Below are 18,043 nucleotides of genomic sequence, written 5' to 3' on the forward strand. Positions count from 1 at the left end.
TTTACTATTGAAAAAGAAAGAGAGGGAGCAGCGATGAGTCAAGCGGAAGTCATTGTTGGCCAGAATCAACCCCTTTCCCGGCCCAAGGCCGTGGAACAGCCGGTTTCGTCCGAACAGCCTAACTTTTCAACGCCGCAGCTAAGGAAGGAAGGTAAATGGCAGCTCCTCGTCAGAGGGAGCATTTTGCCGATTACGGTGCTAATCCTCTGGCAAATCTTCGGCTCGCTAGGCGTGGTGTCCCAAACACTGCTGCCTACGCCGTATGCGATATGGCAGGCTTTTTATGACCTGCTCATAAGCGGAGAGCTTTTCAGGCATGTGAAAATCAGCATTTGGCGTGCGGCCGTAGGGTTTCTGATTGGCGGCAGTTTAGGGCTGGGATTTGGCTTGCTTGTCGGCTTGTTCCGCAAATTCGAGCAAACGGTTGACCCCTCCGTTCAGATGCTTCGTACGATTCCCCATTTGGCGATTACGCCGCTGTTTATTCTTTGGTTTGGCTTTGGCGAATTTTCCAAGGTATTGCTTATTGCGAAAGGGGCCTTTTTCCCGTTGTATGTGCAGACTTTTCTAGGCATCCGCAATGTTGACTCCAAATTGTTCGATGTAGCCAGAGTGCTGGAATTCAGCAAGTTGAAGCAAATTACCAAACTGGTGCTGCCGGCGGCTTTGCCGAACATTTTGCTGGGCTTGCGGCTTTCGATCGGCGTGGCTTGGCTGGGCTTGGTCGTGGCGGAGTTGATGGGCTCAAGCGAGGGGGTTGGGTACTTGATCTTGGATGCCAGACAGTTCTCGCAGACGGCGATCGTGTTTGTCGGGATATTGATCTTTGCTTTCGTCGGCAAAGGCTCCGACTCTTTGGTCCGGGTATTGGAAAAGAAGCTGTTGAAATGGCGCGATAGCTTCAAGGGATAAAATTGGAAATCATCCAATGAAGGGGGGATTCGCCCCCGGTTCCAGCCTCACTCAGTATAATAAGAGCCCTAGATGACTTCTATCCCAGCCGAAAAGTCCAATTTTCGGAGGATAGAAGTCTCTGGAGGCTCTTATTTGCGCGGATTGGGCTCGAATTGGAGGCTCTTATTTGCACATCAACTAGTCCGTTGGGAGCAAATTGAAATTCGTTCAGCCGGAAACGGGCAGCCAGCCTTATATCCAACACGCCTGTCCGCGATTTTAATAAATCGACATATTTCGACAGACAAAATTAAGCGTATATTTTATGATAAGTACAGATATGTAAACGCTTTCCTGAAAGAGGGAGAGCATACGAGTAGATGAGGTGAACAGTGGTGATGAAGCTAAAGTTCAATTTGAAGCTGGAGCATTCCCCCATTTTCAGAAGCTTTCTTATTTCCTATGTGCTCGTTCTGATTATTCCGATGCTCACAGGCTTCATCTCCTATTATGTCTCCTCCGACATTATTAGGTCCAGTTCGCTCGATGCCAGTGCCATGATGCTGAACCAGAGCAAGGATATTCTGGACCGTAGAATGGAAGAGGTTGAAAATATTACGCGGCAGCTTTCTCTGGATCAGGAACTGAATTACGTGCTTAACGAACAGGTGGATGCCGATCATTATGATGTATATGCGATATGGAAATCATGGCGGAATACGTCGGCATACAGCTTGACGAACACTTTTCTGGAGGACTTCTACATTTATCTGAACAATTATCAGGCTATTTTTACGCCATCGGGCGTGTTTATTCGCCCTGACGATTATTTTGATCTGTATCATTATCAGGATGTAGACCCGGTCCAATGGAAGCAGAATATTTCGGGCAAAATCCACCGCAGAGAGACGCTGCCGTCACAGCCGTTCATGAATAATGGCAAGAAAACGAATGTCATCACTTATTTGCAGTCGATTCCGTTCGATAGTTTCCAGCACTCGCTCGGTACGGCGGTTATTTTGATTGACGAGAATGAAATTGCCAAAATGTTGGAGCGAATACCGAAGCAATACGGGGGTTGGGCTTATATCAGTGATAAAGACGGTCATCCGATTGCCAGAATTGGCATTGAGGATGCACAAATCCAAGAGATGAACATCCAGGAACTGATCAGTCGTAAACCGGGCAATACGTTTGTAAAAGATAAAACGCTGCTCATTTCCACAAAATCGACCTATAACGGATGGGGGTATGTCGTCGGCCTGCCGAAAAGCGTTGTCATGAAGCAGTCCGAGTTTATTGCGAGGGTGACCTGGACGATCACGGCTTCAACGTTATTGCTAGGCATCGTAGCAGCCTTGTTATTTGCATACAGGAATAGTGCGCCTATTAACCGAATCTTTACGGTTTTTCGGGAGCAAACGGGCCAGGCCGGATACAAAGGGAAGAATGCGTTTGATTTTTTGCAAGGAAATATATCGCATTTGTTGGCCAGTCAACGGACGTTGGAGGAGGAGCTTAAGCGCCAGCTGCCTTTATTAGAGGATGCTTTCGTTAAGAGGCTGTTAAAAGGGGAGTTTGATTCTCTCCAGGAAATGAGAACGTTAATGCACTCGCTGCCAAACTTGAATTTGAAAAGTGAAAGGGGCTATGTCGCGATGATCCGAATTAACGGCTACAGCGGCTTGGTCAGCAAAGAAATTATTCACGAGCTGAATGCGGCGCGGCTTTTGATCAAAAAGAGTCTGAACGATTTGACCGGTGTTTTTCAGCTTAATGTGACCGACATCGATTCGGATAAAATTGCGATTCTCATCACGTTAACCGAACACGCGGACGGTTCAGAAGCAGATGAATGGACGGCTGGCCTTGCGGATCTGTTCGAGCAGTTGCGCGAACATGTCAGAGAGGGGTACCGGATTCAGATGACCGTCGCCATTGGCGGCAGCTTCCAGGCACTCTCCGACAGCAGTCGTTCCTTCGAGGAAGCAAGAGACGCGCTGGATTATTCGTTGTTTAGGGAAGAGGCCGAGACGATCTGGTACCGGGACGTGATCAAGGAGTCAACGACGTACTATTATCCGATCGATCTGGAGCTGCGCATGATGAATGCGGTCAAGATTGGCGAGCTTCAAGAGGTGCATCGTATTTTTGAGCAGCTGCTGGAGCACAATTTCTCCGAACGGCAGCTGTCAGCGGAAATGGTTCAGCAGTTGTTCGGCGAATTAAAAGGGACCTTTTTTAAGCTGCTGCAGCATAGTCCGTTTACGGATCAAGCGGTATCCGAAGGATTGAAGCCCCGCGTTGAGCAGCTGCAGCTGTCGACAAGCTTGGATCGCTTCCGCAATGAAGTTCTAGGTCTTCTGGAAGCATTTTGCAGCAGGGTGTTAAAGAAGAAAGAGGACAGCACAGGTGAAATGATAAACAAAATCGTCACCTTCCTCGATAGCCATTATTCGGATTCCGACCTTAATCTTTATAAAATTTCCACGGCTGTCGAGCTGCCTGAGAAGTACATTTCACAGCTGTTCAAAGATCACACCGGCGAGAACTTATCGGACTACCTGGAGAAAATCCGGATTAAAAAGGCGACAGATCTTCTTTTTAACAGCGATCATACGATTGATGAAATCTCGCAATATGTCGGCTATAACAGTGCGCATGCATTTCGGAGAGCTTTTAAACGGGTATCCGGCGTGTCGCCGAGCATTTACCGAAAAACGGTCAATTAATGTTGATTTTATTCAAAAACACCTTAGAAATGTCCTTATTGCAGAGCGTGATTTTGTGATGTAGTGGGAGTAGGCATAATTCTACTTGTTAAGGAGCTGTTTGCCATGAAATTACGTTATCAAAGCTGCGCAAAAGCATGGACGGAAGCGCTTCCGATCGGAAACGGACGACTGGGGGCGATGGTTTTCGGCGATCCGGAAGCCGAGCGTTTGCAATTGAATGAAGATACGCTTTGGTCGGGCCGCGGTCCTGTTGACGGAAACAATCTCAATGCGAAGAACGTTCTCGCAGAAGTGCGTGCGCTGATTGCAGAAGGCCGTTATGAGGAAGCGGACAAAAAGAGCAAAGAGATGATGGGGCCATACAATCAATCTTATATGCCCTTTGGCGATCTTCACCTGAAGTTCCGGCACGGGGGCGTAATTCGGAATTATGAGCGAAGCTTGGATTTGACGGATGCCATTAGCCGAATCACGTATCGGATTGGAGATATCGAATATAAGCGTGAGATGTTTGCTTCATTTCCGGACCAAGTGATTGTGATTCGTATCGAGGCAAGCGCTCCAGGCGCCCTGAATTTTACCGCGCGGCTCGATAGCCCGCATCCGTATCGAACAAGCTCTGCGGCGGATCGACTGCTTTTGCATGGCATTTGCCCGGAGCACGTTGATCCTAATTACTACAATAAGGATCATCCCGTCGTATACGGGGATCCTGAATCGACGGAAGCCATGCGGTTCGAAGGGCGTCTTGGCGTTCGGCTTGAGGATGGCGTGTTTGCGATTGATCATGACGGACTGCATATTCAAAAAGCCAATGCCGTTACGCTGCTGTTCAGCGCGGAAACCAGCTTTCAAGGCTATGATAAGCCGCCTGCCAGGGACGGCAGCGACATTGCCGCCGCTAACGAGGAGCGGCTGCAGCGGGCGCTGGCCAAATCCTATGAGCAATTGCGGCGAGATCATATTGATGATTACACGGCCTTATTCAATCGTGTGGAGCTCAAGCTCGGCGCTGCCGAAGCGGAGGAGCGGATGCCCACCGACAAGCGGATCGCCGAGTACGGGGCGAAGGATGCGGGGCTCGTGGAGCTGCTGTTTCAATACGGCAGATACTTGCTGATCGCAAGCTCGCGCGCCGGGTCGCAGCCGGCCAATCTGCAGGGCATATGGAACAAAGAATTGCGCCCGCCATGGAGCAGCAATTGGACGCTGAATATTAATGCCGAGATGAACTACTGGCTTGCGGAGACGTGTCACTTATCCGAATGCCATGAGCCGCTTCTCGGATACATACGGAATTTGGCGGGCAACGGGCGGAAAACGGCCGAAGTGAATTACGGATGCCGGGGCTGGGTCGCGCATCATAACGGAGACATCTGGTGCCAGTCGGCGCCTGTCGGGGATTATGGCCACGGCGACCCGGTGTGGGCGCTATGGCCGATGTCGGGAGCATGGCTGAGCCAGCACCTCTGGGAGCACTACGCGTTCACCCAAGATGAACGTTATCTTCGCGAGCAGGCTTATCCGATTATGCGGGAAGCGGTGCTCTTCTGTCTGGATTGGCTGCATCCGGACGAGGACGGCCATCTGATCACATCGCCTTCCACCTCGCCGGAGCATAAGTTTGTGACTGCGGACGGGCAGAAGGCCGCGGTAAGTCAAGCAACGACAATGGATATGTCGTTAATATGGGATTTGTTTACGAGCAGCATGGAGGCTTCGGTCGTGTTGAACGTTGACGAGCCCCTCCGAGCTGAGATGGCGGCAGCGCGCGAGAGACTGAAGCCGATGCAAATCGGGAAGCACGGCCAGCTTCAGGAATGGTCGACAGATTGGGAGGACGAGGATGTTCATCACCGGCATGTCTCGCATCTGTTCGGAGTTTACCCTGGCCGACAATGGACGGAACTCGAAACGCCGGAGCTGTTTCAGGCAGCCCGGACATCGTTGGAGCGGCGCGGTGACGGAGGGACAGGCTGGAGTCTGGCGTGGAAAATATGTTTGTGGGCCCGTTTCCAAGACGGGAACCGAACGCTGCAGCTCATCTCCAATTTGCTTCAGCTGGTGAAGGAGGACGAGACGAACTACCATCGCGGCGGCGTCTACGCCAACTTGTTCGATGCTCACCCGCCTTTTCAAATCGACGGCAACTTTGGGTTTACCGCAGGGGTAGCGGAAATGCTGGTTCAATCCCATGCCGGCGAAATTTGGCTGCTGCCAGCCTTGCCGGATGCATGGCCGTCGGGCTCCGTGAAGGGGCTTCGCGCAAGAGGCGCGTTTGAAGTTCGTCTATCGTGGGAGGGAGGCTCGCTTCAGGAAGCGGAAATCGAAGCGCACGCCGGCGGCAGCTGCCGCGTTCGCACGAAGTGCGGTGCGCTCTCGGTCGATTCGGAGGGCGCGAGCGTGCCTCATGAAGTTGAGACGGACGGTGTCATCCGCTTCGAGACGGAGGCAGGCCAAATATACACGCTTCGCAGCGTATAAGATCTCATTAGATGGCGGCGGGTTCCCTATGGACCCGCCGTTTAGTATTTCCTCTGAGAAATGTACCTGCCGGATGGAAGTGTACCTTGCTTATTTTGGGCATATGTACGCCGCATGTTGAAGTGTACCTTTACGCTGGAGGGGGAAATGTGGTCTTGTAGATATAGAAAGCGCTACCAAACAGGAGGGATTGTTCTGGATACCGTATCAGTCAGAGAAACGCGCGCTCCGAGTGTGACCAAGGCGAAGAAGTCCAGGCTGTGGATAGAAGCGGGCAAGAGCTTCAGGAAACACTGGCAGTTCTACTTACTCATTATACCGGCAGTCCTTTATTTCATGATCTTTAAGTACATTCCGATGATGAACGCTGTTATCGCATTCAAGGATTACAGTGTCGTCAAAGGAATCTGGCACAGCCCTTGGGCCGGATTCAAGCATTTCCAACTGTTCTTCAATAACCCGCAATTTTGGATGCTGATGAAGAACACGCTGTTTCTTAGTTTATTTCAAATTGCCATCGGGTTTCCCGTTCCGATTTTGCTCGCTTTGGCACTGAATGAAACCCGGAACGGCATTTTCAAAAGAACGGTTCAACTCGTTACTTATGCGCCTTATTTTATTTCAACGGTTGTCATGGTTTCCATGATTATGCTGCTTCTCTCTCCGAGATTGGGCGTGATCAATATGATTTTGCAAAGCTTTGGCTTAGAATCCATCAACTTTCTCGGCATCCCCGGCATGTTCCGAAGCGTTTATGTGTGGTCAGACGTTTGGCAGGGGGCAGGTTACTCGGCGGTCATCTATTTGGCAGCGCTTGCAGGGGTAGATCCGTCGCTCTACGAAGCGGCCAAGGTCGACGGGGCCTCCAGATTTCAGAAAATCGTTCACATTGATATTCCCGGCATTATGCCGACGGCGGTCATCATTTTAATATTAAGCGTGGGCAACATCATGTCGGTCGGGTTCGAAAAAATTTATTTGCTGCAAAATCCGCTGAACCTCGAAACGTCTGAAATTATCGCTACTTATGTCTATAAGATCGGACTATTGAACGCGAACTTCAGCTTCGCTACGGCGGTCGGCCTTTTCAATTCCGTCATTAACTTGATTCTGCTATTGCTGGTGAATTCCATTGCACGAAGAATTTCCAGTACGAGTCTTTGGTAAAAGAAAGGAGAGGACGCGCCAAATGATCAAGATGGGTCGCGGCATTCGTGAATCGACGGGAGACCGGATTTTCCTAACAGGCGTGTATATCTTTCTGGGGATAGCATTGATCGCCGTTCTTTACCCCTTGGTGTTCATTGTCAGTTCCTCGTTAAGCAGTCCACTGGCGGTTTCGTCGGGGAAGGTGTGGTTATGGCCGGTGGATCTCACACTCGTCGGGTATAAGGTTGTTTTGAGCAATCCGCAAGTGCTGAAAGGGTATGGAAACTCGCTGTTTTACGCTGTGGCCGGCACGATCATTAGCGTCACGCTTACGGTTGTTCTGGCCTATCCGCTCTCGCGAAAAACGTTTTTTGGCCGCAATGCGCTGATGATGTTCATCACGTTTACGATGTTGTTCTCCGGCGGTTTGATTCCGACGTATTTGGTCGTCAAACAGCTTGGGCTGCTCGATACGAGGTGGGCTCTGCTTATTCCGCAAGCGATTTGGGTGTGGCAAATTATTATCGCCAGGACGTTTTTTGCCTCGTCCATTCCGGAGGAGCTGGCGGAAGCGAGCGAAATGGATGGCTGCAGCGATTTGCGCTTTCTGTGGAGCGTTGTGCTTCCTCTGTCCAAACCGATCATCGCCGTGCTGATTTTGATGTATGCGATCGGGCAATGGAACGCTTACTTTGATGCGTTGATTTATTTGAAAACGCAGAGCCTCTATCCCTTGCAGTTGATCCTCCGCAGTATTCTCATCCTGAATTCAGCGGCGTCAAGCAATATTGATGCGGCGGAGCAACTGAGAAGGCAGCAGTTTGCGGATTTGACCAAATATTCGCTGATTGTCATAGCCAGCTTGCCTGTTTTGATGATCTATCCTTTCGTGCAGCGGTATTTTGTTAAAGGGATGCTGATTGGTTCTGTGAAGGGGTAAGTAACGGTAAGTAACAGTCATTAGAGGAGGTGGTGCTGTCAGGGGAGAAATGGATGTATGACGGAGATTGGCCATACGAACTTTGAGCAAACACATGCAGGGGTTACCATTTGACAATGAAAGGGAGAGGGCGCATTTGAAAAAAACAGTTTCAACATTGTGGATAATGCTGCTTACGATCAGCCTGGTTCTCACGGCTTGTACATCCCCAACTGCTTCTGATACGAACACGCCGGCTGCCTCGGATGGGGCAAAATCACAGGGCACGGGCGCTCCGGTAGCAATCAAAATTTTTGCGCAGCAGGATGAAAAAACGGATCTGGCGACAAACAGCTTTTCAAAACTGGCAGAGCAAAAATTTAATATCAAGTTCTCATGGCAGACGGTTCCGTTCGACGGAGCAGCCGAGAAAAGGCAGATTTCACTGGCCAGCGGCGATTATCCGGATCTGTATATGCTGATTCCGTGGGTGGATAAATTTTCGCAAACAGACATCCTGCGTTACTCGCAGCAGGGCGTGATTCTCCCGCTTGACGATCTCATTAACCAGTATGCGCCGAATGTCAAAGCGGCTTTGGACAAATACCCCTACTTTAAGGCCATGAACACCGCACCTGACGGTAAAATTTACGGATTAACGCAATTGGTCGAATGTTACCACTGCTCCTATCCGAATAAAATGTGGATCAATTCGTCCTGGTTGAAGAAGCTGAACCTGACCATGCCCAAAACGCTGGACGATTACAAGAAGGTTCTGGAAGCGTTCAAGACGAAAGACCCGAACGGCAACGGCAAAGCGGATGAGGTGCCCCTCAGCGGTTCCATTGAGGATTTTGGGGTTCATATTATCCCGTACTTTATGAACGGCTACATCTATGACGATGATAAAACGTATCTACTGCTAAACAATGGCAAAGTGGATATAGCTGCTAATAAAGACGAATGGAAACAAGGCCTGCAATTCGTGAAGTCCATGTATGACGGAGGTTTAATCGATAAGGGTGCGTTTACGCAAAATGCAACAGCTTATAAGAAAATCGGCGATAATGCCGATGCACAAATTTTGGGCGCCGGCGCTGCGATGCATCCTTATATTTTCGTAACGGGCGGTTCGGATAACTCCAAAACGTACGATCCCGTTCCACCGCTGACAGGGCCGAACGGCGCTTATGCGACTTATAATTATCCAAGCGATCCGGGAGCGACCTTCGTTCTTACGAATAAAGCAAGTAAGGAGGCGCAAATCGCTGCCATTAAGCTAGTCGATTATATGTTCACACAGGAAGGCCAAATTCGCGGTCACTTCGGCGAGGAGGGAAAAGACTGGAGAAAACCGAAGGATGGCGATTCTCCTGTTGAGAAGTCAGCGACTCCTATTCTGGCAACGATTCCGACGCCGACAGGGGAAGCTCCGCATAACTCGTCGTGGGGCGCGATGGCACAGTATTTCCAACCGAAGGCGTTCAGGGACGGCTGGGTTGCCGCTACCGATATTTATGACACAACAGGCTACGAGCGCAGATTGCAGGAAGCGACGCATCTCTACGACGGCAAGCAGCCCAAAGACGTGTTCCCGCACTGGGCGATCTGGATCGATCCGTCCACAGCGGACGAAGCGGCCATGCTCAAGACGAACATTAAGAATTACATCGATCAGAATTCGCTGCAGTTCGTCACGGGTGCCAAAGATTTGAACAAGGATTGGGATGCCTATGTAGCCGGTTTAAATAAATTAAATCTAAAACGTTACATGGAAATTATGCAGCAATCCTACGATAAATCGTTCAAAAAATAACGGAGCAAGCGGCGTTGATCCTGTACGGCCCCGGGCGGTCGTACAGGATCTTCTGCGCTGCCTTCGCCATAACCAGGGGAGCGGATAGCCATGATTGCAAGCGAACAAGCGAAACGGCATCCTATTTGCTATGAGAAGCCGGCGCCGGATTTTTTTGAGGGCGCATTGATGGGGAACGGCGGTTTAGGCGCCGTTGTCACAACACGTCCGGATGCGGTTGTCATCCATTATGGACATAACAATGTGTGGGACATCCGAATCGCAGAGGATAATCAAGACAAGATCGGGACGTTTCAAGATGTCCTCACTCAATTGAAGCAGATTCCGAAAGAGCTGGGCTCGTTTCAAGAGAACGAGTGGTATCGCGAATATTGCGACATGACACAGGAAAACTATCGCAAGCCGTACCCCCGCCCTATGCCATGCGGCTCCTTGCTGCTTGGTTATGACAGGCGCAAAGCGGAAGTGCTGGGTCATAAAATCCATACACACAATGGCCTTTGTGAGGTGTATTTCAAGCTTGAAGGCGGCTATGCGACGCTGCAATTGTTCATAGAGCCCGAGGCCGATCGGATGTGGCTGAAGCTCGTTTCGCCGGAAGGCGCCGCATCCGGACTGTTCGACAGAGTGAAGCTCATCCCCGATCCCGATACACCGAAGGAGCTGCCGCTTGCTCAGATGGCTGCAGATGCCGAGCTGAGGCAGCTTGGCTTCAGGCAGATCCTCCCTTTTATGCCTGACGGCAAAGAGCGTCATCCCAAGGATAGAGCGTTCCGCCTGGATGTTCGGCTAGCCGAGGGAATAGAGGCAGCGGATAGTAAAGGCGGGGTGCAGGCAAAGCTGCTCCAGTCCGCTCCGTTCCTTGCTTGTGTGGAGCTGACGGAAGGTGCGGACGGTGGGGTCGCTGGGGTCGTGGCAGGGCTGCAGCAGATGGAGGCTCCTACAGAGCATAGGATGGCCGCTGCTTTCACGGTTTGCGAGCAGAATTGGGAATCCTATTGGAACTGCTCCGGCGTGAGCCTCGGCGATGAATTCCTGGAACGGATATGGTATTGGAATTTATACTTCTACCACTGCTCGGTCAAACCCGAAGCCACCTGTCCCGGCTTGTTTGCGAATTGGAGCTACCGCTCCATCGGCTCGGAATGGCATGGCGACTATCATATGAATTACAATACGCAGCAGCCGTTTTGGCTTGCTTTCTCCAGCAATCATGTCGATAAGCATCTGGCTTACGTTAACATGGTCGATCATATTTTGCCGGTAAGCCGCAAATGGGCGAGCGAATATTACGGCATGCGGGGAGCTTATTATCCGCACTCCGCGTATCCGGTTGAAATGAATATGATGCCCTATCCCGTGCCGCACTGGGGCTGGGAAGTATGCGAAACGCCATGGACCGTGCAAAGCCTCTGGTGGCATTATCTGTATACGATGGACCGGGACTTTCTGGCGGAGCGAGCTTTTGGGCCGATCAAAGAAGCCGTGCTTTTTCTCGTCGATTACATGATAAGACCGGATACGCACGGCGAGGCGTGGGGGGATGACCGGTATCATATTTTCCCGACGGTCGTTCCCGAACTGTATGAATTGACGCCGGGCTTTACCAAAAATTACGATTGCCTCGTCGATCTGACGCTGACCAAATTCGTGTTTCATGCTTATGGGGCGGCTTGTGAGACGCTCGGAATTGAGCAGGAAGAGGAGGAGCTGCTGGGCAGTGTTCAGGAGATTTTGAGCAAATTCCCGGAATATGCAAGGGCTGAATCCCAGCGAGGTCCTGTATTTGTGTCCGTTCCCGGAGAGGATGCCGAGGTCGTCTATAACACGCCTAACGGCATTATGACAATTTTTCCGGGCGAGGAGCATGGACTTCATTCAGCGGAAGACCAGTACCAGATCGCGCTCAATTCTTATCTGAATCATCGGAACGAAGGCGGCAACGAGCTTGTTTTTTACCATCTGGCCGGAGCCCGTTTAGGGCGCTTGGATCTGGAAAAATTCAAACGGCAAATCGCCTACTGCCTGCTCCCTAACGGTACGTGCACCGACCGTGTTCTGTTGTCCGGCGGGCGGTACAGCGATACGCTGAGCTTTGATTTTATGAGCAGAGTCGGTATTTGGTTCGAGAACTTCGCGCTGCCGGTTGTTATTAACGAATGCCTGCTCCAGAGCTATAACGGCATCCTCCGGCTGTTCCCGAACTGGCCCGGCGAGCAAAAAGCCGAATTTGCCACGTTGCGGGCAGTTGGGGCTTTTCTGGTAAGCGCATCATTTGCCGCCGGCGAAGTGCAGTGGGTGGATATTGTAAGCGAAGCCGGTACTGAGCTGAAGGTGTACAATCCGTGGAAGCACGGGGCCGTGTGCAAGCAAGCTGCCGGCGAAGTGACCGTCCATGATGCGGTGGTGCGGCTGTCTACCTCCCCAGGGGAGAGAATCCGGCTGGTCAAGGCCGGTGCTCAAGTGGCCGCCGGTTGAGTTTGCGGCGAGTTCACGGAAGTTCACTGGGATGTGGAGCGGTGGAGGGAACTATGGTCCGTTATTTTGGCAGAAAGGAGTGAATGGGATAATTAGTGGGAACAATAATCCGCTATTTCCCCGTTTCGCCCGAAATTTGGCTGTTTTGGGGGGAATAAGGCCCTGGAGTTCCCACTAACTGTTGAAATCGACGATTTTCATCGAATAGCGGCCTGAAGTTCCCTTTCGCGCATGAAGTACGACCACATGTTTGTCTGTCGGCAAAATGAAAGGCTGTCCCCAGTCATTTCTACGACTTGTGGGACAGCCTTCCGAACAACTATGCTTCTGTAGTCAAAGTATGGGGAAAATTCCCTATAATTTGATTGCAGAAGCTTGCCAGATCCTTTTAACAGGAAGGCTGGACCTCCCACTATTTGAGTCGATTTCATGTGAATGCTCGGAATCCGGTCAAATTAGCGGGAGGTTTGCAACTAATTCAAGGCCATCATTCGAGCCATAGAGTAGGAGATTTATTCTAGCAGCAATTTTCCCTTTAGCTTGCCTCGCCTTCTTCGTAAAAGCTGCCTCTCTAACCTTTTATACCGCTAAAAGTAATTCCGTTAATAAACGTTTTCTGTAGAAAAAAGAAAAGGATAATAACCGGTACGGTCATCATGGTGGATACGGCCATTAACATGCCCCATTCGGAGCCTTTTTGACTCTGGAATTGCTGCAATCCGAGCGAGACCGTATAGGACGGCTCATTGGTTAAATAAAGCAGGGGACCAATGAAATCGGTCCAACTTCCCATAAATTGAAACAGTGCCACAGCTAAGACGGCTGACTTGGCTAACGGAAACATGATCTGCAGATAAATGCGGAACTCGCTGGCTCCATCGATTCGGGCCGCTTCGCGAAGGGCATCGGGCAGGCCAAGGAAAAATTGCCGCAATAAGAAAATGTAAAACGGCACTCCGAAAAATTGGGGAACAATGAGCGGGAGCGATGTTCCAACCCAGCCCAGCTTCGTAAACAATAGGAAAAGGGGAATCATCGTGACTTGTCCGGGAATCATCATAACGGCGAGGGTGACGAAGAACATCACGCCACGGCCTCGCCACTCCAACTTGGCGAAACTGTATGCAACCAAAGGACAGGAGATGATAACACCGATCGTACTTGCGATGGTAATAATCGCCGTATTTTTTAAATAGGTCCAAAAAGAAATGTACTCTACCGCCCGGGAATAGTTGCTCCACTGAAAAGGATGCGGTATCCATTCCGGAGGGAATGTAAAAATTTGCGTAAGCGGCTTCAGAGACGTTGAGACCAGCCAGATAAACGGAATAATGAAAAAGAATGAAGCAATAAGCAAGCATAAATGAGCTAAAGTTCGGTTAATTCTTTTAACAGCGATAGGATTCATTCCGTTATTGCCTCCTTTATTTTCCTTGATAATGAACCCAGCGTTTGGACGACACGAAAATCAACGCCGTTAGTGCCATGACGATAACAAACAAGATCCATGCCATGGCGGAAGCATAGCCCATTTTGAAATATTTGAATCCGTTCTCATATAAATACATGACGTAAAATGTCATGGAATTTGCAGGAGTTCCTTGGCCTTTGGTCATTGTGTAAGGGAGGGTGAATTGTTGAAAAGCACCGATCGTTCCCATAACCAGATTGTAGAAAATAACAGGAGTTAGTAATGGCAGCGTAACGGTTTTCGTTTTCTGAAACCAATTGGCGCCATCGATTTCCGCAGCTTCGTAATACTCATCGGGGATGTCCCCTAATCCAGCGAGGTAGATAACGACAGCATGGCCGATTCCCCAAAGCGACATCAGGATAAGGGAGGGTTTGGACCACGCTTCGCCACCCAGCCAAGGGGGCCCATCGATACCGATGCTTGCCAGCATGCCATTCACTAAACCGAAATTTGGGTGCAGCAGCCACATCCATAGAACGGCCAAAGCCACTTGCGGCACAAGGGTGGGCAAGAAGAAGATCGTTCTGTACACAGCCATCCCTTTGATTTTCATATTCAACATCATCGCGAGCGCCACACCGAAAAATATGCTTAAAGGAACAAAAAATACGGCGAAATAGATCGTGTTGTAGATGGATTTCCAAAACAAAGGATCGTTAAAAAGATCTTTATAATTACCCAAACCGACAAATTCACCAGGCTGAAGGATGCTGTAAGTGGTGAAGCTGAAGTAGACGGATGCGAACATTGGAATTGCATAAAAACAAATGAGACCCAGAGCCCAAGGTGAAGCGAAGAGCCACCCAATCAAGCTTGATGTGCGAAAAGATCTTTGTTTTCTTCTTGCTGTTGCTTGACCTAACACATGAACAGAATTAGTTAACTTTGCCATGTATATCCTCCTTCCGAATATAAAACGCCAATAGGCAAGGAGAGAGGGACTCTCCCTGCCTGCGGAGCATCTTATTTATTATATTTCTCTAACGCTTTATTGACGGTTTCTGTTACTTTATCGAGATTTTCTTTAGGGGTGCCGTTGCTGCGAGTGGCTTTTTCTGTTGCGGAAGCTAATTCATTCCAGAGCAGCTGTCCTTCAGGAATAACCGGACGGTTGTGTGATTTCGGAAGAATATTAACGAATTCTTTCATGATTGGATCGTCCTTGTACCCGAACTTGGCGTTAACCGAATCGATGACCGACATTCCCGACTGGGAGTTCAGCAAGTATTGCCCTTCTTCTTTACCTAAAAATTCAAGGAACTTCCAAGCCGGTTCTACGTTTTTGGCGCCTTTAGGGATAATTAATGACATACCGCCGGACCATGTTGTGAAGTTGGAGCCTGTAGGTGTCGGGATCGGTGTAACGCCATAATTCAGGTTCGGTTTAAATTTTTTGATACCCGCTACCGTCCAGTTTCCGCTAATTTTCATACTGATTTGCCCGGCAATGAATGGGTCCATTTCATCGGTGCCTGCTGCGCTTGTGAATCCTGCAATGTCTTCTACATTGTATTTCTTACCGAAATCGGTCATCCACTGAAGCGCATCTACGACTTTAGGATCATTCGCCGTGATTTTTCCGGTTGCTTTATCCTGGAAATCCCCTCCGAACGACCATCCCCAGCCGTACAGCCACCCTTGTGAATACCATGGAATAAAACCGATCCGTTTGAAACGTTTTCCTTCTTTAATCGTCAGCTTCTGAGCGGCAGCTTCGAGCTCGGCAATCGATTTGGGCGGATTGTTCGGATCGAGTCCCACTTCTTTGAAATGATCTTTATTGTAAAAGAGCAGGCGGGAGTCCGTTCCGAGCGGAATGGCATATAATTTGCCTTTATAACTGGACTCGTCCCATGCAAAAGGATAGTACGAATCCTTGTTAATTCCAGCCGCTGCCGCCATTGCGGACAGGTCAGTCAATGAATCCTGCGCAGCCCAAGAGCCGACCTTAAAGCGATCGAAATAGGCAATGTCGGGCGGATTGCCGCCTGCGACCGAAGTAAGCAGCTTCTGATCGGCGCCTTCGCTGGATTCTGTATATACCAATTTGATTTTGATCGTAGGATTTTTCGCTTCAAATGCCTTTACGACGTTATTCATATTATCCAAATCAATGGAGGTAAGACCATGCCACATCGTGACAGTGGAAACGCCGCCTTGTGCGCCTTTAGCTTCTGAGGTTGCTTTGGTTGACGGAGCGGCTGAAGGATTAGTCGAAGTAGAACCACCCGTAGTTTGAGTCGATGAGCAAGCGGTTGCAAGTACTGAAATAGTAACAACGGATACCAGTGTTGGAAATGCGAGTTTTTTAGATTTTCTCATGCATAAATCCCCCTTAAGGTTGGTTTTGTTATTTCAACTTGCCGTCCTGAAAACTCATTTCACCTTCTATCAAGTTCCGATGTGCAGGAGACGAAAAGGAGTAGGATGACGAACTCAATTATGTATGCGTTTACATTGAAGTTGACTATAAAGGATGTGCAGCTTTCAACGATTGATTCTTCTTGATTCGCTACTGCGTGTGTACCGAGAAGATTCACCTCTTTTTCAAAAAAATAGTATATCTAGATATACTAAGTATATTAATGCGTCAAACATACCATGTCAACTTCAATATCGCGACATCTATGCTCCTAAAATTGCTTAATTTCTGACGTTTTGCGCCGGGAAAATGGCCTTTCCGGTGAGGACAAAACAAAAAACCATGAGTGCAACCCATGGTTTTTCAATCGCTGTTCAGTTACCGTTTTACCAGTTATTCCTTCACGACCAATCGATGCTCGATAATCCTCTGCTCAGGGACAGCTTCTCCGATCAGCTGTGAGGCGAGCAAGTCCACTGCTTCTTCGCCCATGCGCTTCTCATCTTGTTGAATGTGAGTGAATATCGGCTTCCCCAGGTAATCATTGAGTGAATCAAAACAGACGATATCGTATTCGTCCAGTGATTTTCCAAGCGAGTGGATGACCTGAGTCAGCATGGTTGCGACCAGAAATTCCGAGACAACAAACGCCTTCACATCAGGGTATTTTTCCAAAAAATGTTCTATGGCCTTTTTGTCATTTTCAATTTCGCTTCCGTCCAGGTTCTTGGGAAGAATCCCTTTCAAATTCGTCAAGCAATAGTCCTGATTTAACTTCAATCCTTCTTGGGTAAAGGCCAACGTATATCCGAGCAGCCTTTCCTCCAAGGTTGACGTGTTTTCCTCAGGCGGAGACAAGTAGGCGATTTTATCGTGGCCCCTCCCGATCAGATGAAGCGTAAGATCCTGGGCGGCTTTCTTATTGTCCGTGTAGACGGAGCAAACCGGGATTCCTTTTAAATATCTGTCGACTAATACAACCGGAAACTTGTCCAAGACGAGGCGAAGCAGCTCAGCATTATAATGTTCGCCATGGATGGGAGTCACGATTAATCCTTTGATGCCTAGACTTACAAGCAATTGGATAGCACGTTTTTCTTCGTCCCTGCTCCCACGAGAACGCTTGATGATCAGATCGTATTTGAGCTCAGCGCTCTGCTTTTCAATCGATCGAAGCAGCTGCAGGCCGAATTCGTCGGAAAAATTAGAAATAATGAACCCGATGAGCGGTCTTTCTTTATCATCGAATACGAGACGGGGGCTTTCTTCCGACTGACGTTTGTGATCCAATCCATCTCTGACGCCATGTGCCACAAATGACCCTTTTCCTTGAATGCGTTTGATGATCCCTGCTTCGGCCAACTTCTCCAGCGCTTTTTTGGATGTGATTCGGCTGACGCCAAACCGTTCGGCCAATTCTTTCTCGGAGGATACGCGATCTCCTGCCTTCATCTGCCCCTCATTAATTTCGTGAAGGATATGGTTATAAAGCTGTTCGTATAAATGCCCTTCCATCCGATTCACCCTAACTTGTTGTTGATATACTAAGTATATATTTATATGTATGTTTTTCAATAGTTACCTGAACGTAACTAACTTTACTGAAGCCCAAAAAGGCTGCCCCTCTGTCATCTACGATGACTATTGGGACGGCCTTTTGTGCGCTTGGCAGCGCAATGGACTAATGAGTGAAAGTCTCTAGTACACCGCGAGGTGGCGGAAGTACATAGCT

The 18,043-nt window shown here is 49.3% G+C and carries 11 protein-coding genes; 7 read left to right on the forward strand and 4 right to left on the reverse strand.

From position 1 onward, the window contains the following. Window positions 1-33: 33 nt before the first annotated feature. The 7 genes from AC3WRW_RS24620 to AC3WRW_RS24650 all read left to right on the forward strand — a co-directional run bounded on the left by AC3WRW_RS24620 (window position 34) and on the right by AC3WRW_RS24650 (window position 12,475). Window positions 34-912 carry an ABC transporter permease gene (locus tag AC3WRW_RS24620; protein ID WP_492548884.1) on the forward strand — a complete coding sequence of 293 codons (879 nt, stop codon included), beginning with the start codon at window positions 34-36 and terminating at the stop codon, window positions 910-912. Window positions 913-1,292: 380 nt separating this feature from the next. Continuing rightward, window positions 1,293-3,626: a helix-turn-helix domain-containing protein gene (locus AC3WRW_RS24625; protein WP_492548885.1), complete on the forward strand. Its 2,334-nt coding sequence runs from the start codon at window positions 1,293-1,295 to the stop codon at window positions 3,624-3,626. A 105-nt stretch (window positions 3,627-3,731) separates the two neighbouring features. After that, entirely contained in the window at window positions 3,732-6,113 is a 2,382-nt protein-coding gene (locus AC3WRW_RS24630; protein ID WP_492548886.1) for a glycoside hydrolase family 95 protein, read from the forward strand. 312 nt (window positions 6,114-6,425) lie between these two features. Further along, the gene (locus AC3WRW_RS24635) at window positions 6,426-7,280 is read left to right on the forward strand and encodes an ABC transporter permease (protein ID WP_492548894.1); all 855 of its coding nucleotides are present in this window, start codon (window positions 6,426-6,428) and stop codon (window positions 7,278-7,280) included. Window positions 7,281-7,302: 22 nt separating this feature from the next. Continuing rightward, entirely contained in the window at window positions 7,303-8,202 is a 900-nt protein-coding gene (locus AC3WRW_RS24640) for a carbohydrate ABC transporter permease (RefSeq protein WP_492548887.1), read from the forward strand. A 136-nt stretch (window positions 8,203-8,338) separates the two neighbouring features. Further along, window positions 8,339-9,997, forward strand: coding sequence for a type 2 periplasmic-binding domain-containing protein (locus AC3WRW_RS24645; protein WP_492548888.1), 1,659 nt, complete (start codon window positions 8,339-8,341; stop codon window positions 9,995-9,997). A gap of 90 nt (window positions 9,998-10,087) precedes the next feature. Further along, complete coding sequence (locus AC3WRW_RS24650) at window positions 10,088-12,475, forward strand: glycosyl hydrolase family 95 catalytic domain-containing protein (protein ID WP_492548889.1); 2,388 nt, start codon at window positions 10,088-10,090, stop codon at window positions 12,473-12,475. Window positions 12,476-13,046: 571 nt separating this feature from the next. Here the strand turns inward: AC3WRW_RS24650 and AC3WRW_RS24655 are convergent. The 4 genes from AC3WRW_RS24655 to AC3WRW_RS24670 all read right to left on the reverse strand — a co-directional run bounded on the left by AC3WRW_RS24655 (window position 13,047) and on the right by AC3WRW_RS24670 (window position 17,826). Next, window positions 13,047-13,883, reverse strand: a complete 837-nt coding sequence (locus tag AC3WRW_RS24655) for a carbohydrate ABC transporter permease (protein ID WP_492548890.1) — start codon at window positions 13,881-13,883, stop codon at window positions 13,047-13,049. Window positions 13,884-13,899: 16 nt separating this feature from the next. Then, window positions 13,900-14,841: a carbohydrate ABC transporter permease gene (locus AC3WRW_RS24660; protein WP_492548891.1), complete on the reverse strand. Its 942-nt coding sequence runs from the start codon at window positions 14,839-14,841 to the stop codon at window positions 13,900-13,902. Window positions 14,842-14,912: 71 nt separating this feature from the next. After that, complete coding sequence (locus AC3WRW_RS24665) at window positions 14,913-16,271, reverse strand: ABC transporter substrate-binding protein (RefSeq protein WP_492548892.1); 1,359 nt, start codon at window positions 16,269-16,271, stop codon at window positions 14,913-14,915. Between the two features lie 433 nt (window positions 16,272-16,704). After that, window positions 16,705-17,826, reverse strand: coding sequence for a GntR family transcriptional regulator (locus AC3WRW_RS24670; RefSeq protein WP_492548893.1), 1,122 nt, complete (start codon window positions 17,824-17,826; stop codon window positions 16,705-16,707). Between the last annotated feature and the right edge of the window lie 217 nt (window positions 17,827-18,043).

It is taken from the genome of Paenibacillus sp. FW126-R14, from assembly GCF_058789495.1.